General features: G+C 72.4%; 21 protein-coding genes, 1 pseudogene and 1 riboswitch. Of the genes and pseudogenes, 12 read left to right on the forward strand and 10 right to left on the reverse strand.

The window, feature by feature from the left end; all coding sequences use genetic code 11:
- A pseudogene (locus tag ACE3QY_RS22305) lies at positions 1 to 260 on the forward strand (succinate--CoA ligase subunit alpha); the annotation flags it as partial.
- Between the two features lie 230 nt (positions 261 to 490).
- Here the strand turns inward: ACE3QY_RS22305 and ACE3QY_RS22310 are convergent.
- Entirely contained in the window at positions 491 to 1765 is a 1275-nt protein-coding gene (locus ACE3QY_RS22310) for a hypothetical protein (RefSeq protein ID WP_374458267.1), read from the reverse strand.
- A 47-nt stretch (positions 1766 to 1812) separates the two neighbouring features.
- A complete protein-coding gene (locus ACE3QY_RS22315) occupies positions 1813 to 3711 on the reverse strand; it encodes a hypothetical protein (RefSeq protein ID WP_374458268.1) in 1899 nt (632 codons plus the stop codon).
- Positions 3712 to 3824: 113 nt separating this feature from the next.
- On the opposite strand from ACE3QY_RS22315, the gene ACE3QY_RS22320 reads away from it, so the two are divergent.
- The 7 genes from ACE3QY_RS22320 to ACE3QY_RS22350 all read left to right on the forward strand — a co-directional run bounded on the left by ACE3QY_RS22320 (position 3825) and on the right by ACE3QY_RS22350 (position 11292).
- Positions 3825 to 5114, forward strand: coding sequence for a DUF6350 family protein (locus tag ACE3QY_RS22320; RefSeq protein ID WP_374458269.1), 1290 nt, complete (start codon positions 3825 to 3827; stop codon positions 5112 to 5114).
- Positions 5115 to 5116: 2 nt separating this feature from the next.
- Positions 5117 to 6307 (forward strand): YibE/F family protein, encoded by a 1191-nt coding sequence (locus tag ACE3QY_RS22325; protein ID WP_374458270.1) that lies wholly within the window; start codon positions 5117 to 5119, stop codon positions 6305 to 6307.
- 9 nt (positions 6308 to 6316) lie between these two features.
- Entirely contained in the window at positions 6317 to 6943 is a 627-nt protein-coding gene (purN, locus tag ACE3QY_RS22330; protein ID WP_374458271.1) for a phosphoribosylglycinamide formyltransferase, read from the forward strand.
- A gap of 1 nt (position 6944) precedes the next feature.
- Positions 6945 to 7023, forward strand: a riboswitch (ZMP/ZTP riboswitch).
- A gap of 24 nt (positions 7024 to 7047) precedes the next feature.
- Positions 7048 to 8616: a bifunctional phosphoribosylaminoimidazolecarboxamide formyltransferase/IMP cyclohydrolase gene (gene purH / locus ACE3QY_RS22335; RefSeq protein ID WP_374458272.1), complete on the forward strand. Its 1569-nt coding sequence runs from the start codon at positions 7048 to 7050 to the stop codon at positions 8614 to 8616.
- A 190-nt stretch (positions 8617 to 8806) separates the two neighbouring features.
- Positions 8807 to 10051 carry an MFS transporter gene (locus ACE3QY_RS22340; protein ID WP_374458273.1) on the forward strand — a complete coding sequence of 415 codons (1245 nt, stop codon included), beginning with the start codon at positions 8807 to 8809 and terminating at the stop codon, positions 10049 to 10051.
- A 10-nt stretch (positions 10052 to 10061) separates the two neighbouring features.
- Positions 10062 to 10910 carry a bifunctional methylenetetrahydrofolate dehydrogenase/methenyltetrahydrofolate cyclohydrolase gene (locus ACE3QY_RS22345; RefSeq protein ID WP_374458274.1) on the forward strand — a complete coding sequence of 283 codons (849 nt, stop codon included), beginning with the start codon at positions 10062 to 10064 and terminating at the stop codon, positions 10908 to 10910.
- A gap of 1 nt (position 10911) precedes the next feature.
- On the forward strand, positions 10912 to 11292 hold the full coding sequence (locus ACE3QY_RS22350; protein ID WP_374458275.1) for a DUF3017 domain-containing protein: 381 nt from the start codon (positions 10912 to 10914) through the stop codon (positions 11290 to 11292).
- Between the two features lie 134 nt (positions 11293 to 11426).
- Here the strand turns inward: ACE3QY_RS22350 and ACE3QY_RS22355 are convergent, their stop codons facing one another.
- A complete protein-coding gene (locus tag ACE3QY_RS22355) occupies positions 11427 to 12413 on the reverse strand; it encodes a malate dehydrogenase (protein ID WP_374458276.1) in 987 nt (328 codons plus the stop codon).
- Positions 12414 to 12496: 83 nt separating this feature from the next.
- Here ACE3QY_RS22355 and ACE3QY_RS22360 point away from each other — a divergent pair, with 83 nt between their 5' ends.
- Entirely contained in the window at positions 12497 to 13144 is a 648-nt protein-coding gene (locus tag ACE3QY_RS22360; RefSeq protein WP_374458277.1) for a hypothetical protein, read from the forward strand.
- Here the strand turns inward: ACE3QY_RS22360 and ACE3QY_RS22365 are convergent.
- Positions 13141 to 14262: an aquaporin gene (locus ACE3QY_RS22365; RefSeq protein ID WP_374458278.1), complete on the reverse strand. Its 1122-nt coding sequence runs from the start codon at positions 14260 to 14262 to the stop codon at positions 13141 to 13143. The two genes, ACE3QY_RS22360 and ACE3QY_RS22365, sit on opposite strands and share 4 nt — an antisense overlap.
- Before the next feature lie 177 nt (positions 14263 to 14439).
- Between ACE3QY_RS22365 and ACE3QY_RS22370 the strand changes: the two genes are divergently transcribed.
- From ACE3QY_RS22370 to ACE3QY_RS22380, 3 genes are all read left to right on the forward strand, one after another.
- Positions 14440 to 16650, forward strand: coding sequence for an NADP-dependent isocitrate dehydrogenase (locus ACE3QY_RS22370; protein WP_374458279.1), 2211 nt, complete (start codon positions 14440 to 14442; stop codon positions 16648 to 16650).
- Positions 16651 to 16718: 68 nt separating this feature from the next.
- Positions 16719 to 17951, forward strand: a complete 1233-nt coding sequence (locus ACE3QY_RS22375; RefSeq protein WP_374458280.1) for an MFS transporter — start codon at positions 16719 to 16721, stop codon at positions 17949 to 17951.
- Between the two features lie 152 nt (positions 17952 to 18103).
- Positions 18104 to 18262 (forward strand): hypothetical protein, encoded by a 159-nt coding sequence (locus tag ACE3QY_RS22380; protein WP_374458281.1) that lies wholly within the window; start codon positions 18104 to 18106, stop codon positions 18260 to 18262.
- A 13-nt stretch (positions 18263 to 18275) separates the two neighbouring features.
- Here the strand turns inward: ACE3QY_RS22380 and ACE3QY_RS22385 are convergent, their stop codons facing one another.
- The 6 genes from ACE3QY_RS22385 to ACE3QY_RS22410 form a co-directional block, all read right to left on the reverse strand.
- Positions 18276 to 19478: a hypothetical protein gene (locus tag ACE3QY_RS22385; RefSeq protein ID WP_374458282.1), complete on the reverse strand. Its 1203-nt coding sequence runs from the start codon at positions 19476 to 19478 to the stop codon at positions 18276 to 18278.
- Complete coding sequence (locus ACE3QY_RS22390) at positions 19475 to 20005, reverse strand: sigma-70 family RNA polymerase sigma factor (RefSeq protein WP_374458283.1); 531 nt, start codon at positions 20003 to 20005, stop codon at positions 19475 to 19477. The genes ACE3QY_RS22385 and ACE3QY_RS22390 overlap by 4 nt, the downstream gene beginning before the upstream one ends.
- Before the next feature lie 75 nt (positions 20006 to 20080).
- The gene (locus ACE3QY_RS22395) at positions 20081 to 20908 is read right to left on the reverse strand and encodes a carbohydrate ABC transporter permease (protein WP_374458284.1); all 828 of its coding nucleotides are present in this window, start codon (positions 20906 to 20908) and stop codon (positions 20081 to 20083) included.
- Positions 20905 to 21918, reverse strand: coding sequence for a carbohydrate ABC transporter permease (locus ACE3QY_RS22400; protein ID WP_374458285.1), 1014 nt, complete (start codon positions 21916 to 21918; stop codon positions 20905 to 20907). Before ACE3QY_RS22400 ends, ACE3QY_RS22395 begins: the two co-directional genes overlap by 4 nt.
- On the reverse strand, positions 21915 to 23168 hold the full coding sequence (locus ACE3QY_RS22405; RefSeq protein WP_374458286.1) for an extracellular solute-binding protein: 1254 nt from the start codon (positions 23166 to 23168) through the stop codon (positions 21915 to 21917). The genes ACE3QY_RS22400 and ACE3QY_RS22405 overlap by 4 nt, the downstream gene beginning before the upstream one ends.
- Positions 23165 to 24280: a LacI family DNA-binding transcriptional regulator gene (locus tag ACE3QY_RS22410; RefSeq protein ID WP_374458287.1), complete on the reverse strand. Its 1116-nt coding sequence runs from the start codon at positions 24278 to 24280 to the stop codon at positions 23165 to 23167. Before ACE3QY_RS22410 ends, ACE3QY_RS22405 begins: the two co-directional genes overlap by 4 nt.

A 24280-nucleotide genomic window follows, 5' to 3' on the forward strand; every position in this document is an offset into this window, starting at 1 on the left:
TGATCGGCGAGATCGGCGGCGACGCCGAGGAGCGCGCCGCGGCGTACATCAAGGAGCACGTCACGAAGCCGGTCGTCGGCTACGTCGCCGGCTTCACCGCCCCCGAGGGCAAGACCATGGGCCACGCCGGCGCCATCGTCTCCGGCTCCTCGGGCACCGCGCAGGCCAAGAAGGAGGCCCTCGAGGCCGCCGGGGTCAAGGTCGGCAAGACGCCGTCCGAGACCGCTGCGCTGATGCGGGAAATCCTCCAGGGTCTCTGAGCAGGTTCAGTCCCGGTCGAGCTCGACGCTCGACTCCGTGCGGCCCCGCAGGTCTACCTGCGGGGCCGTCCTGGCTCTCGGCACCGGCACCGGGTTCCTGGCGGTCCAGAGGACCTGCCAGACCACGTGCGCCCCGAGGAGCCGCACCGGCGCCGCGACCGACATGCGGCGGCGCGGCGAGGGCAGCGTGGGACAGGCTGCACTGGACAGCGTGGCTGGAATCGACATGACTAACACCCCGTTTTCGTGAACACACACATCGCCGGAAGGATCTGCTCGGTGGTCTCGGTGACCCCGTCGGCCTGCTCGTCCAGCGATGCGAGCGAACCTTCACCGTACGTCCCGACCAGCAGTCGGGCCGAACCGACCCGCGTGACCTGGAAGACCGAGCTGCCGAGGCCGTCGGAGTACGTCAGCCCGACGGTCACCGTGTCGTAGCCGGTGTCCCGGTCGAGCACCGTCCACACCAGGTTGCGCTGGCGGCGGCAGTCGGCGGCCGCCTGCCGGATCACGGCCATCGGCGCGGTGGCGCGGTCCGCGTCGTCGTGCACGAACAGCTCGCGCCACTCGTGGTACTCCGGGCCAGAGATCTGCGCGACGAGCCGGCGCAGGCCGCCCGAGGTCTCCCGCTGGGGCCACACCACCCGGCCGCACATCTCCAGCTCGCCCATCCCGTCGCCGTCGGGCGAGGGCGGCGAGACCCTGTTGTCGACGTTGTCGGCGTCGAAGCCCACGGCCAGCGGGAAGTCGTCCGGGATCGCCGGGCCCGCGGGCTCCGGCAGGGCCGAGGTCGGCGCGGGCGTCGAGGTGGCGACGTCCTCGTCGCCGAACATCCTCATCGCGTCGACGGCCTCGCGGAGCGCGTCGACGGTGGCCCCCATGCCCTCCTCGACGCTCCCGCCCGTCCACTGGCCGTACGTCGAGGTGACCAGGAGCGCCGCCCCCACGGGCACGACGTGGATGATCGTCGCCCCGGTGCCGGGCTCGCCGTCGAAGGTGTAGGTCTGCACGAGCGTGGTCGCCGGTGCCGGGCCGAACGGCGACTCGCGCACCTCGGTGAGGGTCTCCTGGTCGCCGTCGGCGGTGACGGTGGGACACGTCAGCGGCAGGTCGGCGAAGGCCTGTGACACCTGCGCGGCCTCGTCGGCGTTGCCGAGCAGGACCAGCTCGCGGGTGTTGGCGGACTCGCCGCCGCTGTTGTCGGCCACGAGGCGGTCACGGACGCCCAGTCCGCGCAGCGGGGCCGTCCCGCACAGGGTCAGGTCGCGCAGGCCCGTGCCGGTGCGGGAGGTCGGGATCGTGTCCTGGGGCCCGCCCATGCCGGCGGACAGCGGGAAGTCGTCCGGGATGGCCGTCCCGGCGGGCTCGGGCGTCGCGACGTCGGAGTCGGAGGCGGCCGTCGTCGTGGTCGTCGGGGACGCCCCGCCCGAGGGGTCCTCACCGCAGCCGGCCAGGGCCAGCGAGCCCGCCAGGGCAGCGGACAGGAGCGCGGAGCGGAGCCTCATGCCCCTGAGACACCGCAGGGGCCGAAAAGGTTGCGGCGAGGAGCCCGTCAGCCTCGCGCGCTGAGGGTGCCGAGCCGCTCGAGCACCCGCCGCGACAGGGCGACGAAGTCGTCGCGCGCCATGGTCATGTTGCGCTGGGGGCTGAAGCCGAGCTGCGAGACCGCCGTGCCGTCGCGCACGATCGCCATCAGGAAGGGGAACGACTGCTTGTCGTTGAGCTCCATCGACAGCGCCCAGGCGTGGATCTCGCGGCCCTTCGACGACGAGGACGCCAGCGCGGTCACGGACGTGCCGAGGTTGGCCGCTCCGCACTGCCGCACCCGGGTGCGGACCTGCTCGACGAACTTCCTCGCGGCCGGGTCCTTCATCGAGCCGACTGCCTGGGTGAGACCCAGCTGGTCGACGTTGCGCGTCTCCGGGAACAGGAACGTGCGGGTCCTGGCCAGGCTGATGCCCTTGCCCGTGAACGTGGTGCGGTCGCACCGGGTCGACGCGTAGTTGGTGTTGCTGGCCTTCTCGGGGTCGGTGCCGACCCAGGGTCCGCGCACGGCGCTCACCGGCGGGAGGTCGACCACAGACAGCAACCCGGGCGGGGCGCCGATGTCGAGCGGCGGCGTCGTGCTGCTGCGCGGCCGGCCGGCGCACTTCGCCGCGCCGTCGGTGCCGCACAGCGCGTTGACGGCGGCGGCCAGGCCGCCCAGCGAGGCCTTGTCGCTGACGGGGGCGCCGTTCGTGCGGACGACCGTGGTCACGACGAGGCTGCCGGTGCGGGCCATGCCGACGGCGATCGTCGTGGGGACCTTGCCCCAGCTCCGGAGCCGGAACTGGCGGGCGTCGTCGCCCACCCGCTTCACGTCGCTGGTGCGCACCAGCTGGGTGCGCGGGTCGGCGCAGCCGGCGAACCACAGCGAGGCGGCCTCGAAGCTGTCGGCGGCGTGGTCCTCGTCGCGCGAGCGCTCCACGATCTGCACCGCGGTGCTCTCGACCCGGGTGACCCGCTGCTTGCTCGTGCGCTTCTTCGCGCCCTTGCCGGTGGTCTTCCTCACCACCTTCGTGGCGGAGCCCTCCCAGGTGCGGGCGAGGGCGGCGAGGCCGTCGGGGTCGGAGAAGCGCTCGCGCTGGCACGGGGCGACGAGCCCGTCACCGCCGAGGTTGTCGCTGGTGCCGGTCTCCTCCCAGTCCAACTTCGACCCGAAGCGCTCCACCTGGGTCGACGACAGCAGCGTCGCCTCGTCGATGACCGCCTCGCCGACGCCGGAGTCGGGGTCGTGCACGTCGACCCCGTTGGTCGCCTTCTCCTCGCTGAGGCTGGTGGGCTGCGCACCCGATCCGGTGGCGACCAGCGAGCCCGAGACCAGCAGCGCGGTGCTCGCCAGCGCTGCGCCGATCACCGTGTGCGTACGCCGACGGGCCGCGCCGGAGCGGCGGACCACGCTGGCGCGGGGCCAGCGGGTCGAGGACAGCGGCTCCGCCAGGTCCTGCAGCAGACGGCGTACCTCCGTGGTGGGCACGTCGCGGTGCAGGGAGAACTGCGAGGCGGCGGTCTGGAGCTCGCGCTCCGCGTCGCCGCGGGGGAGCCCGACGGAGCGGGAGATGTCGGTGAGGGTCAGCGCGGAGAGCGCGTTGAGCACGAGGAGCTCACGCTGGCGCGTCGAGAGCTTGGACAACGCGTCCAGGGTGCTGCGGGCCTCGGGGTCCAGCGACTTGTCGCGGTGCCAGATGCGCGCGGTGTGCCGGCGCCGCGCCCGGCGGAGGGTGAGGGGGCGGACGTAGGCGTCGCGGTCCTCGAGCGCCTCGACCTTGCGCCAGTGGTGCCAGGCGACGACGAAGGCGTCCCGCACGGCAGCCCGGGCCGCCGGTGCGTCACCGGTCAGGGCGAAGGCCTCGTGCAGGAGTCGCGCGCGGGTCTCGACGTAGTAGGCGTCGAACGTCTCGGGGCTCCTCATGACCGCTCCACGGTACGGGAGAGCCACACACCGCGCACAACTTCCCCCGAGCGCGCCGCCCGGCGGCGTGGGAACGCGATCCCGGCAGGCGGGCGGGTGATGATGGCTCGGCCATGACGTCGCTGCTGACCCGACCGGACCACGCCCGGGCCGACGCTGCCCGGCCGCGTCCCCTGGTGCTGATCGCGACGCTCGGCGGGGTGCTCGCGGCGCTCGGTCCGCTGGTCGTGCTGATGGCGGTCGGGATCATCGGCTGGTTCGCCACCGACGCCGGCGTCCACGGCGCGCCCCGCGACGGCATGCGGGTGGGTGCGCTGGCCTGGCTGGCCGGCCACGGCTCCGGCTTCACGGTGATGGGGGCGCGGGTCACGATCGTCCCGCTCGGCGTCACCGCGATCGCCGCCTGGTCGATGTGGCGGCTCGGCCACCGCGTCGGTGACTCGGTCTCGGGCCACGGTCCCGATGCCGACCGCATCTCCGACGGCGAGCGCGACTTCACGGTGCCGACCGCGATCCTCCTCTTCCTCGCCGGCTACGCCGTCGTGGCCGTGGTGGTGGCGACCCTGGCCGCCGGCTCCACCGCGGACCCGTCGGTGCCGCGGGTGATGGCGTGGACCATCGTGATGACGGCCCTCGTCGCGGCCCCCGCGATCGCCGTGGGCTCCGGGCGCGCCGCCATCTGGGCCGCGTTCACCCCGGCCACCGTCCGCGCCGGCGCTGCCGTGGCGGGAGCGGTGCTCAGCTCGTTCCTCGTCGTCTCTGCCCTGGTGTTCCTGGTGGCGCTCGCGGTGTCCTTCGACGAGGCCGCGACGATGACCTCCCGCCTCCACCCGAGTCCCTCCGAGGCGGGGCTCTACGCCCTGGTCAACGCGGCGTACCTCCCCAACGCCGCGCTGTTCTCCGGCTCGTGGCTGCTCGGACCGGGCTTCGCCGTCGGTGGCGCCACCCTCGTGTCACCCGGTGCGGTGGTCCTCGGCCCGCTGCCGGTCTTCCCGGTGCTCGCTGCGCTGCCAGCGGTCGGCACCCCGGCCGGCTGGGTCGGCAGCCTGATGGTCCTGCCGCCGCTGGTCTCCGCCGTCGCTGCGTTCCGCAGGCTGCGGGGCCGGGCACTGACCTGGGACCAGGTCGCGCTCGCCGGCTGCGGCGGCGGCCTGGCGGCCGGCTTCGCGTTCGCCGTGCTGGCGTCGCGGTCCGGCGGTGCTGCCGGACCGGGTCGGATGCGCTTCATCGGGCCCTTCGTCTCCGACGTGCTGGTCCACGCGGTCACCGCGTGCGGGGTCGGCGCCCTGCTCGGCGCCGGTGTGGTCGTGCTCCTCAACCGCCGGGCCGACAGGGTGTGGGGGGCCGGCCCGGAGGGGGACGCCCCCGAGCCGGGCGAGCCGCTCCAGCCCCTCGAGGACTGAGCGTGGGCGCAGGCCACTCGCACGGGCCCGCCTCGCTGGGACCCGCGCCCCGGCAGCTGCGGCTCCTGGTGGCGCTGCTGGTCGGTCCCCTCGTGCTCGCGACCGTCGTCGGCCTGGTCGCGCTCTGGCCCGACGGCGACCTCGAGATCACCTCGCCCGGCGCCGACGTGCAGCGGGGCACCGCCACCGTGCAGGAGATCGTCCCGTGCCGGCGCGAGGCCGCGGGCTGCCGCGCCGCGCAGGTGGAGCTGCACAGCGGCCCCGGCGCCCCCGGCCAGGCCGAGGCGGTGCTGCCCTACGGCGACGGCGCACCCGAGGTCGAGCCGGGCGACCGGATCGTGGTCACCTACGTCGCGCAGGGCGAGGCGGGGGAGCAGTACGCCTTCCAGGACTTCGACCGCGGCCCGCCGCTGCTCACCCTCACCGTGCTCTTCGCGCTCGGGGTGCTCGCGCTGTCGCGCTGGCGAGGGATCGGCTCGCTGGTCAGCCTGGCCTTCTCCCTCGTCCTGATCGCGGTCTTCACGTTGCCGGCGATCATGGAGGGCGCCGCGCCGCTCGCGGTCGCCGTGGTCACCGCGGCCGCGATCATGGTCGTCACGCTCTACCTCTCCCACGGCTTCACCGTGCGGTCCACGGTGGCGATGCTCGGCACGCTGGTCTCGCTCGCGGTCATCGCCGGGCTGGGCTGGGTCTTCACCACGGTCGGCCACTTCACCGGCCTGGTCGACGAGGGCAGCCAGTACATCTCCAGCATCGCCGCCCAGGTCGACCTGCACGGACTGCTGCTCGCCGGACTGGTGATCGGCGCGCTCGGCGTGCTCGACGACGTCACCGTCACCCAGACGTGGGCGGTCTGGGAGCTCGCCGACCTCGATCCCGACGCCAGCGCCCGCTCGCTGTTCGTGCGCGCGATGCGGATCGGCCGCTCGCACGTCGCCTCCACCGTGAACACCCTCGTGCTGGCGTACGTCGGCGCGACACTCCCGCTGATGCTGGTGTTCTCCGCCCTGGAGCTGCCGTTCGGCATCGCGGTGAGCCAGGAGGTCGTCGCGCAGGAGGTCGTGCGCGGCCTCGTCGGCGGGCTGGGGATCATCGCGGCCGTCCCGGTCACCACCGCGATCGCGGCACTCGTCGCCGCGCAGCTGGTGCGCCAGCGCCGGACAGCGGGCAGCGGGCCCTCCCACCGCGCCTAAACTCTGGGTGTGCCCGAGCAGTCGAGTCCCGCCCGCATCGTCGTCCTGGTGTCCGGTTCCGGCACCAACCTGCAGGCCCTCCTCGACGCCTGTGCCGACCCGGCGTACGGCGCCCGCGTGGTCGCGGTCGGCGCCGACCGCGATGCGATCGAGGGCCTGGCGCGGGCCGACCGGGCCGGGGTCCCCACCTTCGTGGCCCGGGTCGAGGACTACTCCTCGCGCGACCACTGGAACCGAGCGCTGGGCGACAAGGTCGCGGCGTTCGAGCCAGACCTCGTCGTCTCCGCGGGGTTCATGAAGCTGGTCTCGCCGGAGTTCCTCGAGCAGTTCCTCACGCTGAACACCCACCCGGCGCTGTGCCCGGCGTTCCCCGGCATGCACGGCCCGCGGGACGCGCTCGAGCACGGCGTGAAGGTCACCGGCGCGACCCTCTTCGTGGTCGACGCGGGCGTCGACACGGGGCCGATCGTGGCCCAGGTGCCGGTCGAGGTGCGCGAGGACGACGACGTGGCGTCGCTGCACGAGCGCATCAAGACCGCCGAGCGCGCGATGCTCGTCGACGCCGTCGGCCGGATCGCCCGCGGGGGGATCTCGGTCGAGGGCCGCCGGGTTCGCATCGGCGCGCCCGCTCGGTAGTCTGGCGCCACACGACTGGCGCAGGTGGGCCACCACCAGGGAGTGACGCGCGAGGTGCATCGAACGCCTGGGTGCCCTCGACTCGACATCATCCGAGGAGTCCCGTGTCCGACCACCGCATCCCGATCCGCCGAGCCCTGGTCTCCGTCTACGACAAGGCCGGTCTCGACGACCTGGTCCGTGGCCTGCACGACGCCGGCGTCGAGCTCGTCTCCACCGGCGGGTCCGCCGCCCTCATCGAGTCGCTCGGCCTGCCGGTGACCAGGGTCGAGGACCTCACCGGCTTCCCCGAGTGCCTCGACGGCCGGGTCAAGACGCTGCACCCGCGCGTGCACGCCGGCATCCTCGCCGACCGCCGCCTCGACTCGCACGTCGCGCAGCTCGAGGAGCTCGGCGTCGAGCCGTTCGACCTGGTCGTCAGCAACCTCTACCCCTTCACGCAGACCGTCGCCTCGGGGGCCTCGCCCGACGACTGTGTGGAGCAGATCGACATCGGCGGCCCCTCGATGGTGCGCGCCGCCGCCAAGAACCACCCGAGCGTCGCGATCGTCACCTCGCCCGCGGCGTACGACGCCGTGCTCGCCGCCGTGGCCGCCGGCGGCTTCACGCTGGCCGAGCGCCAGCGCCTCGCGGCCGAGGCCTTCGTGCACACCGCGACGTACGACGTCCACGTGGCGTCGTGGATGGGCAACGTGCTCACCGACACCAGCGACGGCACCGGCTTCCCGGAGTGGATGGGCGCGACGTGGAACAAGGAGGCGGTGCTGCGCTACGGCGAGAACCCGCACCAGGGCGCCGCGCTCTACACCAACGGCTTCCTGCCCGGCGGGCCCGGACTGGCGCAGGCGACCCAGCACCACGGCAAGGAGATGTCCTACAACAACTACGTCGACGCCGACGCGGCCCGGCGGGCGGCGTACGACTTCGACGAGCCGGCGGTCGCGATCATCAAGCACGCGAACCCGTGCGGCATCGCGGTCGCCTCCGACGTGGCGGAGGCCCACCGCAAGGCCCACGAGTGCGACCCGGTCAGCGCCTTCGGTGGCGTGATCGCGACCAACGTGCCGGTGTCGGTCGCGATGGCCGAGCAGGTGGCGGAGATCTTCACCGAGGTCATCGTGGCGCCCGGCTACGAGGACGGCGCGATCGAGGCGCTGCAGGCCAAGAAGAACATCCGGATCCTCGAGTGCCCGCCGCTGGCCCGCGGCGGCGGCGAGACGCGCGCGGTCTCCGGCGGCCTGCTGCTGCAGGACCGCGACGTGATCTCGGCCGAGGGCGACGACCCCTCGACCTGGACGCTCGCCACCGGTTCGGCGGCGTCCGAGGAGGTCCTGGCCGACCTCGCCTTCGCCTGGCGGGCCTGCCGCGCGGTGAAGTCCAACGCCATCCTGCTCGCCGCCGACGGCGCGTCCGTCGGGGTCGGCATGGGCCAGGTCAACCGCGTCGACTCCTGCCGCCTCGCCGTCGAGCGGGCGGGGGAGCGGGTCACCTCGGCCGTCGCCGCCTCCGACGCGTTCTTCCCCTTCGCCGACGGCCCGCAGATCCTCATCGACGCGGGAGTGAAGGCGATCGTCCAGCCCGGCGGCTCGGTCCGCGACGCCGAGGTCGTCGCCGCCTGCGAGGCCGCCGGCGTGACCATGTACCTCACCGGCACCCGGCACTTCTTCCACTGATCGCACGTTTGAGCGGTGGTCCACCTACATTCCGCAGCCTGGAAATGTAGGTGGACCACCGCCCCGCGGCCGCTGTCGGCGTGTCCTCGTGCGAGCGGTGGCCCACCGACATTCGACGCGTCGAAAATGTAGGTGGACCACCGCCCTCGAGTGATATCTTGACGTCAAGATAAAACAGAGGGGGTACGACGTGCGCTGGTGGCAGCGGATCCTCCCGCCGACGAAGCTCGAGCGGGACCTGGTGTGGCAGTGCGTGCTGTCGGCGTTCGCGACGGGGACGTTCCTCACCGGGACGGCGGTCTACTTCACCAAGGTCGTCGGGCTCTCCGGCGCGGGGGTCGGCCTCGGCATGTCGATCGCGGCGGGCGTCACGCTGCTCCTCCAGCTGCCGATGGGCCGGCTCACCGACCGGGTGGGCGCCAAGCCGCTGTGGGCGCTCGCCAGCGCCGTGGAGGCGGGGCTGTACTTCGCCTGGCCGCTCATCGGCGGGATGGTCACCTTCGTGCTGATGCTGAGCGTGCTGGCGATCTTCGAGACCGCCGGTCGCAACGCCCGCAACGTCTACCGGATCGCGGTCTTCCCGCGGGAGGTGCGCGTGCGGGCACTGGCGTACATGCGCGCCGCCCGCAACGTCGGCTACACGCTCGGCGCCGGTGCGAGCGGTGTCGCGCTGGGCATCGGCCTCGACGCCGTCCGGCTGATCCCGTTCGTCACCGGCGCCCTGCTGGTGCTCAACGCGCTGCTGATCGCGAGCGTGCTGCCGGTGATCGCGCGGCAGGTCCCGGTGGTCGACGGCGACGACCCGACCACCGCCGCGCCGCCTGCGTGGCGCAACCCGGGCTACGTCGTGCTGAGCATCTGCAACGGCGTGCTGTCGTCCAACCAGGTGCTGCTCAACGTCGTGGTGCCGCTGTGGCTCGTCGAGCGGACGGACGCGCCGCCGGCGCTGCTGGCGTGGCTGTTCGGCACCAACACCGTCCTCGCCGTGCTGCTCCAGGTGCGGGCGAGCCGGGTGGCCGACTCGGTCGACGGGTCGCTGCGCGCGGTGCGCTGGTCGGGGTGGGCCTTCATCGTCTCCTGCGGCCTCATCGCGTGGACCCACGAGACCGTCGGCTGGGTCTCGATCCTGCTGATCTGGATCGGCCACGTGACGATCACCGGGGCCGAGCTGTGGCAGTCGGCCGCGGACTGGTCCTTCACCAGCGACCTGTCGGACCACCGCCGCCTCGGGGACTACCAGGGGGTGTGGGGGCTGGGCTACCAGATCGAGCCGATCATCTTCCCCGCGCTCTACACCTGGCTGGCCCTGCAGGTCGGGACGCCGGGCTGGATCGTCATCGCGCTGATCGGCGTCACGGCCGCCGTGGTCGCCCATCCTGCGGCGCGCGCGGCCGAGCGGCACCTCGTGCGGATCGGGGCGCCCGTCGGTGCCTAGACTGCCTGCCGTGACGGCACAGACCCTGGACGGCGCAGCCACCCTCAAGACCATCAAGGCCGAGCTCGCCCAGCGCGTGGCCGCCCTCAAGGTGCAGGGCGTGACGCCGGGCCTCGGCACGGTGCTCGTCGGCGACGACCCCGGCTCCCACTGGTACGTCGGTGCGAAGCACAAGGACTGCGCGGAGATCGGCATCACCTCGATCCGGCGCGACCTGCCGGCCACGGCCTCCCAGGCCGAGGTGGAGGCCGTCATCGACGAGCTCAACGCCGACGACGCCTGCACCGGCTTCATCGTCCAGCAGCCCACCGGCCTCGACGAGTTCGCCCTGCTCTCGCGCGTCGACCCCGACAAGGACGTCGATGGCCTGCACCCGACCAACCTCGGCAAGCTCGTGCTCGGCGAGTCCGGGCCGCTGCCCTGCACCCCAGTCGGGTCCATCGAGCTGCTGCGCCGCCACGGCGTGCAGATCGCCGGCGCGGAGGTCGTGGTGGTGGGTCGCGGGATCACCGTCGGCCGCCCGCTCGGCCTGCTGCTGACCCGTCGCTCGGAGAACGCGACCGTCACCCTCTGCCACACCGGCACCGTCGACCTCGCCTCGCACGTCCGCCGGGCCGACATCGTCGTCGCGGCCGCCGGCGTGCCCGGCATCATCACCGCCGACATGGTCAAGCCGGGCGCGGCCGTGCTCGACGTCGGCGTCTCGCGCGTCGACGGCAAGGTCACCGGCGACGTGGACGCGGGAGTGTGGGACGTCGCCGGCTGGGTCTCGCCCAACCCGAAGGGCGTCGGCCCGATGACCCGCGCGATGCTGCTCACCAACATCGTGGAGATCGCCGAGAAGTCCCTCCGGTCCTGACATGACCGAGCCGGACCGCAGCGAGCCGCCGGAGCCGCGACCGATGAAGCCGCCGGAGTCCGTCGAGCCGGTCTCGGCCGAGCCCGTCGACCCCGACGAGCCGCGCCGCTACCCCTCGACCATCGGGGGCGCCTTCTACCTCCTGGTGCTGGCCGTCGTCGCGGTGTCGATGGTCGTGGTGTGGCTGGGCGACTGGCGCGCCGGCATCCGGCTGATGGGCGGCTCGCTGATCTTCGCCGCCCTCGTCCGCCTGGTGCTGCGCACCCGCGACGCCGGCATGCTCGCCGTACGCCACAAGCTGCTCGACGCCGTCGTCCTCGTCCTCCTCGGCGGGGCGCTGCTCTTCCTGGCCACCTCGATCCCGGACCAGCCCGGCTTCTGACAGCGAGAGAGGCCGGACCCAGCGTGGTCCGGCCTCTCGTCAGCCGTGAGGTTTCGACACGGCGGTCACGACCTCGTTCCTCGGTCGTGCGCCTTGCTCAACCACCATCATCCAGTCCGCTGACGCGTCCTGGATCAGATGAGGCCGAGCTCCGTGACGGCCTTGCGCTCGTCGTCGAGCTCGGCGGTGGAGGCGTCGATCCGGGCGCGCGAGAAGTCGTCGATCTCGAGGCCCTCGACGATCGACCAGTCGCCACCGGAGGTGGTCACCGGGAACGAGGAGATCAGGCCCTCGGGCACGCCGTACTCGCCGTTGGAGACGACGGCCATGGACACCCAGTCGTCCTTCGCGGAGCCGAACAGCCAGTCGCGGGCGGCGTCGATCGTGGCCGACGCGGCCGAGGCGGCGGAGGAGGACCCGCGGGCGTCGATGATCGCGGCGCCGCGCTTGGCGACGGTCGGGATGAAGTCGTTCTCGAGCCAGGCCTGGTCGCCCACGAGCTCGGCGGCGTTCTGGCCCTTGACCTCGGCGTGGAAGAGGTCGGGGTACTGGGTGGCCGAGTGGTTGCCCCAGATCGTCATCTTCGTGATGTCGGTGACCTTCGCGCCGGTCTTGGCCGCGAGCTGCGAGATCGCGCGGTTGTGGTCGAGGCGGGTCAGCGCCGAGAAGCGCTCGCGCGGGATGTCGGGGGCGTTGCTCATCGCGATGAGGGCGTTGGTGTTGGCCGGGTTGCCGGTCACGCCGATGCGTACGTCGTCGGCGGCCACCGCGTTGAGGGCCTTGCCCTGCGCGGTGAAGATGGCGCCGTTGGCGGAGAGCAGGTCGCCGCGCTCCATGCCCGGGCCGCGCGGGCGCGCGCCGACGAGGAGGGCGAGGTTGACGCCGTCGAAGATCTTCTCGGCGTCCGCGCCGATCTCGACGCCGGCGAGGTTGGGGAACGCGCAGTCGTCGAGCTCCATGACGACGCCCTCGAGCGCCTTGAGGGCGGGCTCGATCTCGAGCAGGCGCAGCTCGATGGGCCGGTCCGCGGCCAGCGCCCCGCTGGCGAGGCGGAAGAGCAGGCTGTAGCCGATCTGGCCGGCGGCGCCGGTCACGGCCACCTTGAGAGGTTCGGAGGTCACGGTCGTACTCCTCGTGAGGTTGGTCTGTCCCGCTGACGCTAGCAGCGCCGAAATGTTGGCCGGCGGCTGGCATGCTGGCGCCCATGCTGCGAGACGCGACCACGGCCCTCGTGCTGGTCCTCGCGCTGTCCGGGTGCGCCGGGATCGGCCAGCCGAAGCCCTACGACTCGGCGGGCATCAACGGCCTCGTCATCCCCACCGCGACGCCCGATCCCGCCGACTTCGGGGACGTGGTGGACAACCCGTGGCTCGCCCTCGAGGCGGGTGCGACCTGGCACTACGACGTCACCGACTCCGGTCGGACGATCGGCACCATCGACGCCGAAGTCGCCGACGGCACCACCACGGTCGCCGGCCTCAACGCCACCGGCGTACGCACCACGACGGAGGTCGACGGGGAGACCTCGGAGGAGACCCACTTCTACGCCCAGGACGACCGCGGCAACGTCTGGCTCGTCGGCGCCGACTCCCCGGCCGGCGACTGGCGGGCAGGCGAGGGCGGCGCCGAGGCGGGCCTGGCGATGCCGGCCGACCCGCGGCTCGGCGACGGCTGGGCGGCGTACGTCGTGCCCGGTCTCCCGGACGCGACGGTGCGGGTGGACGACCAGTCGCGGGAGATGGTGCAGCTGGAGGACGAGGCCGGCACCACGACTCGCCAGGTGTACGAGAAGGGTGCCGGCCTCGTCAGCGTCGAGGACCTCGACGCGGGCTGGGTGGCGACGCTCGACTAGTCGGGGCGGCGGACCTGCGTGCGGCCGTCGTCGTCGCCGTCGGGGTTGCCCCAGTGGCCCGGCGCGCTCTGCTGACCGGGCTGGCCGGGCTGGCCGGGCTGGGTCGGCTGCTGGGGCTGGGCCGGGGGAGCGCCCCACTGCCCGGGCTGTCCCGGCTGCTGCGGCGCCGGCTGGCCCCACTGGCCGGGCTGCTGCGGAGCGGCCTGCGGGGTGCTGTAGGGGTCGGGCTGCGGCTGGGACTGCTGCTGGTAGGGCTCGGGCTGGCCCCACTGCTGCTGCGGGGGAGCGCCCCACGCCGAGCCGGGCTGGCCCCAGCCGCCCTGCTGGCCCTGGTTCCACTGCGCCTCGTAGTTGCCCGGGACCGCCTGCCGGCGGCCTCCGCCGAACGACAGGCCCGAGCCGGCGACAGGGGCCGCGCCCTGGCCGAAGAGGACGGGGTAGGTGAGGCCGGCGATCGCCGCGCCGAGCAGCGGAGCGACCACGAAGAGCCAGAGCTGGACGATCGAGTCGGTGCCGGCGAAGACGCCCACGCCGATCGAGCGGGCCGGGTTGACCGACGTGCCGGTCGCACTCATCGAGGCGAAGTGGATCATCGCCAGGGCGAGGCCGATGGCGAGCGGGCCCAGGGCCACGTTGACCTCGTTGCGCTCGTCGGTGACCGCGAGGATGACCCACAGGAAGACGGCGGTCATCACGGTCTCCAGCAGCAGCGCGGCCCACCAGGCGAAGCCGGTGCCCTGGTCGCCGAAGAAGTTCTGCGCCATGTTGCCCTCGGCGCTGAAGCCCTCGTAGCCGTGGTTGAGGCCGAAGAGCAGGGCGCCGGCGAGGAGGCCGCCGACGAGCTGGGCGGCCATGTAGAGGCCGACCTGGCCCCACGGGAGACGACCGCCGAGCACGGCGCCGAGGGTGACGGCCGGGTTGAAGTGGCCGCCCGAGATGCGGCCCACGGCGTAGGCCATGACGACGACCGTCAGGCCGAAGGTGAGGCCGGTCGCGACGTAGTCACCGCCGCTGCGCATCGCCGCGCCGCAGCCGAAGAAGACGAGCACGAAGGTGCCCAGCAGCTCGGCGGTGAACTTCTGACCGGTGGTCGGTGTGTCCTGGACGATGTCGCTCATGGCGAGCCGCTCCTCACGAGTCGTGGGCCGTACCCCGCGTAGGCCACCGGAACTCTAGCCGCGTGCGGATGAGGGTGCGAGGGTAGGCGAGTCGCCACGTGATCAGGCGTCAGGTATCTTGACGTCAAGAGTTATGCCCCCGATTCACCAGACGATCACCCAGGAGCTGTCGTACCCATGGCCAAGATCATCTACACCCACACCGACGAGGCGCCGCTGCTGGCGACGTACTCGTTCCTCCCGATCATCGCCGCCTACGCGAAGACCGCGGGTGTCGACGTGGAGACCCGCGACATCTCGCTGGCCGGCCGGGTGATCGCGCAGTTCCCCGACCGCCTCACCGAGGAGCAGCGCCTCGACGACGCCCTCGCCGAGCTCGGCGAGCTGGCCACGAAGCCCGAGGCCAACATCATCAAGCTCCCCAACATCTCCGCCTCGATCCCGCAGCTCAAGGCGACCATCGCCGAGCTGCAGTCGCAGGGCTACGACCTGCCCGCCTACCCGGAGAACCCGCAGACCGACGAGGAGCGCGAGGTCCGCGCCCGCTACGACAAGGTCAAGGGCTCCGCCGTCAACCCGGTGCTGCGCGAGGGCAACTCCGACCGTCGCGCGCCCGCGTCGGTGAAGAACTACGCCAGGTCGCACCCGCACTCGATGGGCGCCTGGAGCAGCGACTCGAAGACGTCCGTGGCGACGATGGGCCACGACGACTTCCGCAGCAACGAGAAGTCCGTCGTCCTCGACGGCGACGACACCCTCTCGATCGTGCACGTGGGCAGCGACGGCTCGGAGACGGTGCTCAAGGACGGCCTGAAGGTCCTCGAGGGCGAGGTCGTCGACGCCACCTTCATGAGCGCCGCCAGGCTCGACGAGTTCCTCGAGGCGCAGGTCGCGCAGGCCAAGGCCGACGGCGTGCTGTTCTCCGCCCACCTCAAGGCCACGATGATGAAGGTCTCCGACCCGATCATCTTCGGCCACGTGGTGCGCGCCTACTTCGCCGACGTCTTCAGCCAGTACGGCGAGCAGCTCGCCGCCGCGGGCCTGTCGGCCAACGACGGACTGGGCGCCATCCTGGCCGGCCTCGACGCGGTCGACAACGGCGCGGAGATCAAGGCGGCCTTCGAGAAGGGCCTCGCCGAGGGCCCGGCGCTCGCCATGGTCGACTCCGACCGCGGCATCACCAACCTCCACGTCCCCTCCGACGTCATCATCGACGCCTCGATGCCGGCGATGATCCGCACGTCGGGCCAGATGTGGAACGCCGAGGGCGAGCAGCAGGACACCCTCGCCGTCATCCCGGACTCGTCCTACGCCGGCGTCTACCAGGCCACGATCGACGACTGCAAGGCCCACGGCGCCCTCGACCCGTCGACCATGGGCTCGGTGCCCAACGTCGGCCTGATGGCCAAGGCGGCCGAGGAGTACGGCTCGCACGACAAGACCTTCGAGATCCCCGCCGCGGGCACCGTCGAGGTCCGCAACGCCGCCGGCGACGTGCTGCTCTCGCACGACGTCGAGGCCGGCGACATCTGGCGCGCCTGCCAGACCAAGGACGCCTCGATCCGCGACTGGGTCAAGCTCGCCGTCACCCGCGCCCGGGCCAGCGCCACGCCCGCGGTCTTCTGGCTCGACGAGACCCGCGCCCACGACGCCAACCTCATCGCGCTCGTCCAGAAGTACCTCGAGGAGCAGGACACCGACGGCCTCGACATCCAGGTCATGGCGCCCGCCGCCGCGACGACGTACTCGCTGGAGCGGATCCGCAAGGGCGAGGACACCATCTCGGTGACCGGCAACGTGCTCCGCGACTACAACACCGACCTCTTCCCGATCCTCGAGCTCGGCACCAGTGCCAAGATGCTGTCGATCGTCCCGCTGATGAACGGCGGCGGCCTGTTCGAGACCGGCGCCGGCGGCTCGGCGCCCAAGCACGTGCAGCAGCTGGTCAAGGAGGACTACCTCCGCTGGGACAGCCTCGGTGAGTTCTTCGCCCTGGCCGCCTCGCTCGAGCACCTCGCGGGCTACGCCGACAACGCGCGGGCCAAGATCCTCGGCGACACCCTCGACAAGGCGACCGAGACCTTCCTCAACGAGGACCGGTCCCCGGGCCGCAAGCTCGGCACGATCGACAACCGTGGCTCGCACTTCTACCTCGCGCTCTACTGGGCCGAGGAGCTGGCGAAGCAGACCGACGACGCCGAGCTGGCGAGTGCCTTCGCCTCGCTGGCCGGCTCGCTGCGCGAGAACGAGAAGACGATCGTCGACGAGCTGCTCGCGGTGCAGGGCAAGCCGGCGGACATCGGTGGCTACTTCCGCCCCGACGCCGAGAAGGCGGCCGCGGTGATGCGCCCGTCGACGACCTTCAACGAGGCGCTCGCCTCGCTCTGACCGCGACCCGTGTCACAGACCGGACCCCCGGGGAATAACTCCCCGGGGGTCCTGTCTTGCGGCCAGTGATGACCACGACCGCCACCACGGACCTGACGCCCGACGAGCTCGACGCACCGTCGGTGACCGCCCGCCACTTCGGCCTGGCAGTCCTCGCCCTCGCGATGGGCGGCTTCGCCATCGGCACCACCGAGTTCGTCACGATGGGCCTGCTGCCGCAGATCTCCGACGGCGTCGACGTCTCCATCCCCACCGGCGGCCACGTCATCTCGGCGTACGCCGTCGGGGTCGTGGTGGGTGCCCCGGTGCTCGCCTTCCTCGGTGCCCGCCTGCCGCGCCGCGCGCTGCTCGTCGCGCTGATGGCGGCCTTCGCGATCGGCAACGGCGTCAGCGCGCTCGCCACGTCGTACGAGCAGCTGATGCTCGCGCGGTTCGCCGCCGGGCTCCCGCACGGCGCCTACTTCGGCGTCGCGTCCCTCGTCGCCGCCAGCATGGCCCGGCCCTCGCGCAAGGGCCGTGCGGTCTCCCAGGTGATGCTGGGACTCTCCGTGGCCAACGTGCTCGGCGTCCCGGCCGCGACCCTGCTGGGCCAGGAGCTCGGGTGGCGTTCCGCCTTCTGGGCCGTGTCCGGGCTCGGCCTGCTGACGCTGGCCCTGGTCACCTGGTTCGTGCCGTCGTGCCCGGGTGACGCCGAGGCGAGCGGGCGGCGCGAGCTGTCCGCCTTCCGCATCCCGCAGGTGTGGCTGACCCTGCTGGCCGGTGCGGTCGGCTTCGGCGGCATGTTCGCCGTCTACTCCTACATCGCCCCGGTGGTCACCGACGTGGCCGGGCTGGGGGAGCGGTCGGTGTCGATCTACCTGCTGGGCTTCGGGCTCGGCATGGTGGCCGGCACGTGGGTGGCCGGGATCATGGCCGACTGGTCGATCTTCCGGTCGCTGATCATCGGCGGCAGCGGCATGGCGGTCTCCCTGCTGGGGTTCTGGCTCGCTGCGCCGTACGGCTGGGCGGCGCTGCCCTTCGCCTTCCTGATCACGACCCTCGGGTCGGTGCTCGTCATCAACCTCCAGCTGCGACTGATGGACGTCGCCGGCGACGCCCAGACCCTCGGCGCGGCGATGAACCACGCCTCGCTCAACATCGCCAACGCCCTCGGCGCCTGGCTCGGCGGGCTCGTCATCGCGGCCGGCTGGGGCCTGCGGGCGCCGGCCCTCGTCGGCGTGCTGCTGTCGCTGGCCGGGGTCGCGATCCTGCTGGTCTCGGCGACCCTCCACGTGCGCCGACGCGACGTCCTACGCACCTGAGACCCCAGCGCTGACGGGGTTTTCCGTGCACGTCATTTCCGATCATGTTGCGTGGAGTTAACACGGGCGGAACTCTTGTGTAGCGCACGCTTGTAACGATCCAATCCATGTGGGGCGGGCTGGCCGCCCCAGATCTTCCGGAGGGGGAAGTCATGGATGAGAAGAAGATCGACCACGAGGTGAGCCGCCGCCGTCAGCTCCACGACCGCAACGTGCACGACGTCGTCAGCCTCCTCGAGCGCCGCGAGGAGCTGCGCGGCATCTACCCGATGGCCGACCTCGTCGCCGACAACGTCGGCTGGCTCGTCTGAGGTCTCGCCCGCGTCACTGCAGTCCGGGGAGTGCCTGGGTCACCCACGAGGTCCCGTCGTCGTCCGAGCAGCTCAGGACGTCGTAGCGGCCGCGCTCGGTGACCAGGCACACCCGGTGCACCACCAGGAACACGCCCCGGTCGTGGGACGACAGCCGCGTGGCCACCACGTTGGCGTCCGCGTCGACCCGCACCAGGCCCGCCGTCCCGGTCGTCAGCCATGCGGTGCCCTCGTCGCTGACCGCGAGGCCGCTCAGGTCGGCCAGGTCGCCCGGGCCGCCGAACGGCAGCTCCCGCCCGCTGGCCGTCTCCCACGTGGCGCCGGCGTCGCCCGAGACGCCGACCTGCACGACCGGGATCGAGCCGTCGGGGTCGTCCCCCAGAAGCGCGACCGCGACGTGGTCGCCGTGCCCCGCGAGGACCGCGCCGGCGACGCGCTCAGTGGTCCGGGTCATGTGCGTGAAGTCCCACTCCACGCCCTCGTCCGTGGCGGCGACGATGAGCCCGCTGCCGCGCTCGACGGCCACCACGAGCCGCCCGGCTGGGGTGACGTACGCCGCCCGCACGGGCTCGCCGTCGGGCACTGGCACGGGGACCAGCTTGTCGCCGCGCAGCAGAAGCCAGCCGCGCGAGGTCTCCACCGCCGTGTCGCCGGCCTGCACGTCGTAGGCGTTGCCGCCCGGGTCGAGGACCGGGAGGTCCTCGCCCTCCGGGGTCACCCGGGTGAAGCCCTCGTCGGTCTCGACCAGCCAGCCGCCCGGCACGGGCTGGAGCCGCGGCTGGGTGGCGTCGGGCAGGATCCGCGCCGACAGGCGCTCGCCGAGCCGGGAGACCAGTGCGCTGTGGCACGCGCCGGCGTCGTCGCAGCCGGCCCAGATCGCGGCCAGGGCTCCGCCCGACCCGCTGACCACCCAGGGGTCGGTCCGCTCCTCCGAGAGCAGCTCGTGCACGTCCGCGGGCAGGTCGGGGTCGACCGAGCCGGTGATCTCCGTGGGCGCCTGCGACCGGGTCGGTCCGGCCGGGTCCGGACCGGGGTCACTGCCGCGCCCGGTGCCCCAGGCGAGACCCCCGACGACGCAGACGGCCGCGAGCCCGGACACGAGCGCCGTACGACGCCGACGCCGGCGTCCCTCGCGTGCCCGGTCCAGGACCACGTCGAAGCCGGGCTGCTCGACGCGGTCGGCGACCTCGCGGGCCAGGTCGGTGGGCAGGCTCATCGGGTGCTCCTCTCGGTGTCCGGGTGGGCGGCGGGCTCGCTGTCGGGCTCGGCGAGCAGGTCCGCCAGGGCGGCGCGGCCACGCGCCAGCCGGGCCTTCACGGTGCCCACCGGGGCCCCGACGGCCTCGGCGACCTCGTGCACCGGCAGGTCCGCCAGGTGGTGCAGGGCGATCGCCTCGCGCTGGGGCGCGGGGAGCCGGCGCAGCGCGGCCAGCAGGGCCAGCCGGTCGTCCGGCAGGTCGTCGTAGGACGCGGCGGCGGCGAGGCGGTGGCTGACGTCGCGGAAGAAGCGGCTGCGCCGCCAGCGTGTGCGCGAGACGTTGACCGCCACGGTGCGCAGCCAGGCCTCGGGGTTGTCCGCGGCCAGGAAGGAGCGGCTCGAGCCGACCGCCCGCGCGAACGCCTCCATCACCGCGTCCTCGGCCTCGACGGGGTCGCCGGTCACGCCGGTGAGCTGGCCCACGAGGCGGCGGTAGGAGGTGGCGTACACCTCCTGCACACGGTCCACCGCGCTCGCTCGGGGCATTGGCCCCTCCTCCCGCTCGCCTCAGGTCAGTGTGCTCTCACCTGTGACGACCCGCGGGAGGCGCGGACGGTTGCACTACCCCTTCACGGCCCCCGCGCTGGTGTTCATGATCCGCTTCTGGAAGACCAGGAACAGGATCGCCACCGGGATCGTCATCACCGCGGCCGCCGCCAGCTTGAGCGGGTACTTCGTGCCCTGGCCGAGCTGGTTCGACGCGAGCTGGGCGACACCCTTGGTCAGGTTGGTGAGCTCGGGGTCATTGGCCGCGACGATGAAGTGGTTGAGCTCGTTCCACGAGCCCTGGAACGACAGGATCACGATCGTGACCAGGGCCGGTCGGGCCATCGGGAGCACCACCGACCAGAACATCCGGAAGGTGTTGGCGCCGTCGATGCGGGCCTGCTCCTCGACCGCCACGGGGATCGACTCGAAGAAGTTCTTCATGATGAAGATGCCGGCGGCGTCGACCAGCAGCGGCACGACCAGGCCGGGGTAGGAGTTGTAGATGCCGAGCTGGTTGATGACCAGGAACTTCGGGATCAGCAGCACGACGTTGGGCACCGCCATGATCGCCACGAGCAGGGCGAACATCAGCGCCCGCCCACGGAAGTGGATCCGGGCCAGCGCGTAGCCGGCGAGGGAGTCGAAGAAGACCCGACCAGCCGTCACGAAGAGGGTCACGACGACGGAGTTCTTGAACCAGGTCGGGAACGGGACCTCGGTGAAGAGCCGGTCGTACGCCGCGGTGGTGAACGTCTGCGGGATGAGGGAGATCGGGTTCGAGGCCGCGTCGGGCTCGGTCTTGAACGACGTCGCCACGTTGACCAGGAACGGGAAGATGTAGACGGCGGCGAGCAGCAGCAGGACGGCGTACAGCCACGGGCTGGGACGACGGGAGGTCATGGCTTCTCCCTCAGCGCCCACCGCTGGAACAGCGTGAGCACGACGATGATCGCGAACAGGATGAAGGCGATGGCGGCGCCCTCGCCCCAGCGCTGGGAGTTGAAGGACGACTGGAACGACAGGTACGCCGGCGTCAGGGTCGTCTTGGCCGGACCGCCCTGGGTGCCGGTGTAGATCTGGTCGAAGACCTGCCACGTCCCGATCAGGCCGAGGGTGAGCACGGTGAACAGGGTGGGCCGCAGCATCGGCAGGGTGAGGTGCCGGAACCGCTGCCACGAGCTCGCTCCGTCGACCCGACCGGCCTCCTCGATCTCGTCACCGATGTTGTTGAGGGCGGCGATGAACAGCAGCATGAAGGTGCCGGACGTGGTGAAGACCGCCAGCAGGATGAACGCCGACATCGCGAACGACGGCCCGGCCAGCCACTCCCACCAGCTCACCCCGAGCATGCGGTGGTCGGTGAGGGCGGCGGGGGCGTCGACCCCGACCGCGGCGAGCGCGGAGTGGAAGATGCCGTCCGCCTTGCCGAACCAGTTCGGTCCGTCGATCCCCACCCAGCCGAGGATCGCGTTGACCACCCCGGTGCTGTTGAAGAGGAACAGCCACAGGACGGTGATCGCGACGGCACTGGTCACCGAGGGGAAGTAGAACGCGGTGCGGAAGAAGCCGCGTCCCCTCAACCCCTTGGTGTGGACGAGAACGGCCAGGCCCAGTGCCGCCGCGGTCTGGAGGGGCACGACGAAGAGCACGTAGTAGACGTTGTTGCGCATCGCCGTGCCGAAGTCGCGCTGCTGGAGGCTGCCGCCGGTGAGGATGTTGGCGTAGTTGTCCGCCCCGACGAAGCCGACGTCGCCGGACAACGGGCTGCCCACGCCCCGCCAGTCCGAGACGCTGACCCACAGCGCCATCAGGACCGGGAAGGCGAGGAACACCGCGAGCAGGATCACCGCCGGCGCGACGAACAGCCAGCCGTCCCGCGTCTGCCCGCGACGGATCGACGAGCCGCTCACTGCCCGACGACGGCCTGCATCGACTGCTGGACCGACTCCAGGATCGCCTTCGGGTCGCCGTCCGGGAGGCCCTCGAGCTGGGCGTTGAAGTCACCGATCACGTCGGCGGCACCCTCCTGCGCCGGCGGGTTCTGGGCGTACTCGGCGCCGTTGACGAACGGCTGGAACTCCGGCCGGTCCTCGACGTAGGCCTCGGCGGCGCTCTGCACCGACGGGATCACGCCGAAGGCGTCGGCGAAGGCGAGCTGCTGGTCGGCGGAGGTGAGGTGCTCCACGAGCGCGACGGCGTCGTCCTGGTTGCCGCTCTGCTCGGCGATGCCCCAGCAGTTGGTGAAGGCCAGGGTGCCCGGTCCGGCCGGTCCCTCGGGCAGCTCGGCGACGGTGTAGTCGACGTCGGGGAAGTCGTTCTCCATCGCGCCGGCGATCCAGTTGCCCTCGATCGCCATCGCGGCCAGCTCCTTGCCGAAGGCCTCGCCGCCCCAGCCGGCGCCGAGGGTCGAGGAGTAGGAGGCCACGCCGTCCTCCATCATGCCCTGCACGAACTCCAGCGCCTCGAGGTTCTCGGGGCTGTCGACGGTGGCCTCGGAGCCGTCCTCGCTGACCATCGAGCCGCCGGCCTGCGGGAAGAAGGAGCCCACGCGCTGGTACTCCGGGCCGAAGGTCAGCCCCACGACGTCGCCCTTGGTCAGCGTCTTCGCGACATTCGCGAGCTCGTCCCACGTGGTGGGGACGTCGTCGTCGGTCAGCCCGGCGGCCTTCCAGAGCCGGGTGTTGATCACCAGGCCGAGCGTCGAGAAGTCCTTGGGTGCGCAGTAGAACTGGTCGTCGACGGTGAAGGCGTCCACGAGCGTGGGGTAGAAGTCGTCGGCGTTGGACAGCTGGTCGCCGTACGCCATGAGGGACCCGTTGGCGGCGAAGCCGGCGAGGGTGTCGGTGGACACGTAGAAGACGTCCGGCGGGTTGTTGGCGGTGAAGCCCTGGCTGAGCTCCTGCGGCAGGTCGGTCGCGGCCTGCACCGACGCCTCGGTGCCGCTCTCCTCGGACCAGGCGGCCACGGCCTCCTCGACCGCCTTGGTCTCGGCCTCGCCGGAGGAGCCGATGAGGACCTTGAGGGCGCCGCCGCCCTCGTCGGCCGCCGGCTCGTCGGTGTCGTCGAAGCCGCTCCCGCCGCCGCAGGCCGCGAGGGCGAGGGAGGTGGCGAGGGCGAGGGCGACCGCGGACACGGCGCGGTGGGTGCGTACGGGCTTCATGGTGTCTCCTCGGTGGGGGTGGGGGATGGCGACGTGGTGCTTCGGGTCGGGCCGCGGAGGCTCGACTCGCGGACGACGAGCTCCGGCTGGAGCAGGGTCTGGCGGGGTGCGGCGGACCCCTGGAGCAGGTCCTCGATGGCCGCGACGAGGTCGTGGGCGACCTGCTCGAGCGGCTGGCGCAGGCTGGTGAGGCCGGGCGTGGTCAGCGCGGCGCCGGGGGAGTTGTCGAAGCCGGTCACGGCCACGTCGCGACCGGCCGCGAGGCCGCGCTCGGCGAGGGCACGCATGACGCCGAGGGCGAGGGTGTCGGACGCGCAGGTGAAGGCGGTCGCCGGGTCGACGAGGTCGAGCAGCCGGTGGGCGGCCGCCCGGCCCTGGTCGAAGTCGTCCGCGACCGAGGCGTGGAGGCCGTCGTCGAGGCCGAGCTCCGTGCACGCCTGCTGCCACCCCGACCGTCGGTCGCGACCGGTCTCGGACTCGCCGGGCCAGCCGACGTGGGCGATCCGGCGGTGTCCCTGGGCGGCGACGTGCGTGGTGGCCGCGTGCAGGCCGTGCCTGCCGTCGACGTCCGCCCACGCCAGGTCGTCGTCGCCGTCCCACGACCGCCCGAAGGTCGCGAACGGCACGCGGAGCTCGCGGAGGGCCGCGACCCGGGCGTCGCCGGCGTGCGCGCCGGTGAGGACGAACGCGTCCACGGAGGTGGTGCTGAGCAGCTCGCGATAGGCCGCGATCTCCTCCGCCTCGCCGTCGGCCTGGCAGAGGATGAGGTGGCACCCCGTCGCGGCGGCCGACTCGGCGAGGGCGTGCAGGAACTGGTCGAGCAGCAGGGCCGCCCGATCGTCCCGCGACGGCTCGACCCGGACCCCGATCAGCCTGGAGCGCTGGTTGCGCAGCGCCCGGGCGGACCGGTTGGGCCGGTAGCCGAGCTGCTCGACCGCGGCCAGGATCCGCTCGCGGGTCTCCGGCGCGACGCGTCCGGGGTTGTTGAGCGCGTTGGACACCGACTGGGCCGACACCCCGGCGAACCGGGCGACGTCGCTGAGCGTGACGTGGCCGTGGGGCACCGGTCCGCGACCGGGGCGACCGGTGGCTCCGCTCCCGCCTTCGGGCAC

Source organism: Nocardioides sp., from assembly GCF_041913365.1.
GTDB lineage: Bacteria > Actinomycetota > Actinomycetes > Propionibacteriales > Nocardioidaceae > Nocardioides.

What these genes read in the sequence shown, in the direction of transcription:
- ACE3QY_RS22310 (WP_374458267.1), bottom strand. Translation starts at nt 1,765, where the DNA reads ATGAGGCTCCGCTCCGCGCTCCTGTCCGCTGCCCTGGCGGGCTCGCTG.
- ACE3QY_RS22315 (WP_374458268.1), bottom strand. Translation starts at nt 3,711, where the DNA reads ATGAGGAGCCCCGAGACGTTCGACGCCTACTACGTCGAGACCCGCGCG.
- ACE3QY_RS22320 (WP_374458269.1), top strand. Translation starts at nt 3,825, where the DNA reads ATGACGTCGCTGCTGACCCGACCGGACCACGCCCGGGCCGACGCTGCC.
- ACE3QY_RS22350 (WP_374458275.1), top strand. Translation starts at nt 10,912, where the DNA reads ATGACCGAGCCGGACCGCAGCGAGCCGCCGGAGCCGCGACCGATGAAG.
- ACE3QY_RS22360 (WP_374458277.1), top strand. Translation starts at nt 12,497, where the DNA reads ATGCTGCGAGACGCGACCACGGCCCTCGTGCTGGTCCTCGCGCTGTCC.
- ACE3QY_RS22365 (WP_374458278.1), bottom strand. Translation starts at nt 14,262, where the DNA reads ATGAGCGACATCGTCCAGGACACACCGACCACCGGTCAGAAGTTCACC.
- ACE3QY_RS22370 (WP_374458279.1), top strand. Translation starts at nt 14,440, where the DNA reads ATGGCCAAGATCATCTACACCCACACCGACGAGGCGCCGCTGCTGGCG.
- ACE3QY_RS22375 (WP_374458280.1), top strand. Translation starts at nt 16,719, where the DNA reads ATGACCACGACCGCCACCACGGACCTGACGCCCGACGAGCTCGACGCA.
- ACE3QY_RS22380 (WP_374458281.1), top strand. Translation starts at nt 18,104, where the DNA reads ATGGATGAGAAGAAGATCGACCACGAGGTGAGCCGCCGCCGTCAGCTC.
- ACE3QY_RS22385 (WP_374458282.1), bottom strand. Translation starts at nt 19,478, where the DNA reads ATGAGCCTGCCCACCGACCTGGCCCGCGAGGTCGCCGACCGCGTCGAG.
- ACE3QY_RS22390 (WP_374458283.1), bottom strand. Translation starts at nt 20,005, where the DNA reads ATGCCCCGAGCGAGCGCGGTGGACCGTGTGCAGGAGGTGTACGCCACC.
- ACE3QY_RS22395 (WP_374458284.1), bottom strand. Translation starts at nt 20,908, where the DNA reads ATGACCTCCCGTCGTCCCAGCCCGTGGCTGTACGCCGTCCTGCTGCTG.
- ACE3QY_RS22405 (WP_374458286.1), bottom strand. Translation starts at nt 23,168, where the DNA reads ATGAAGCCCGTACGCACCCACCGCGCCGTGTCCGCGGTCGCCCTCGCC.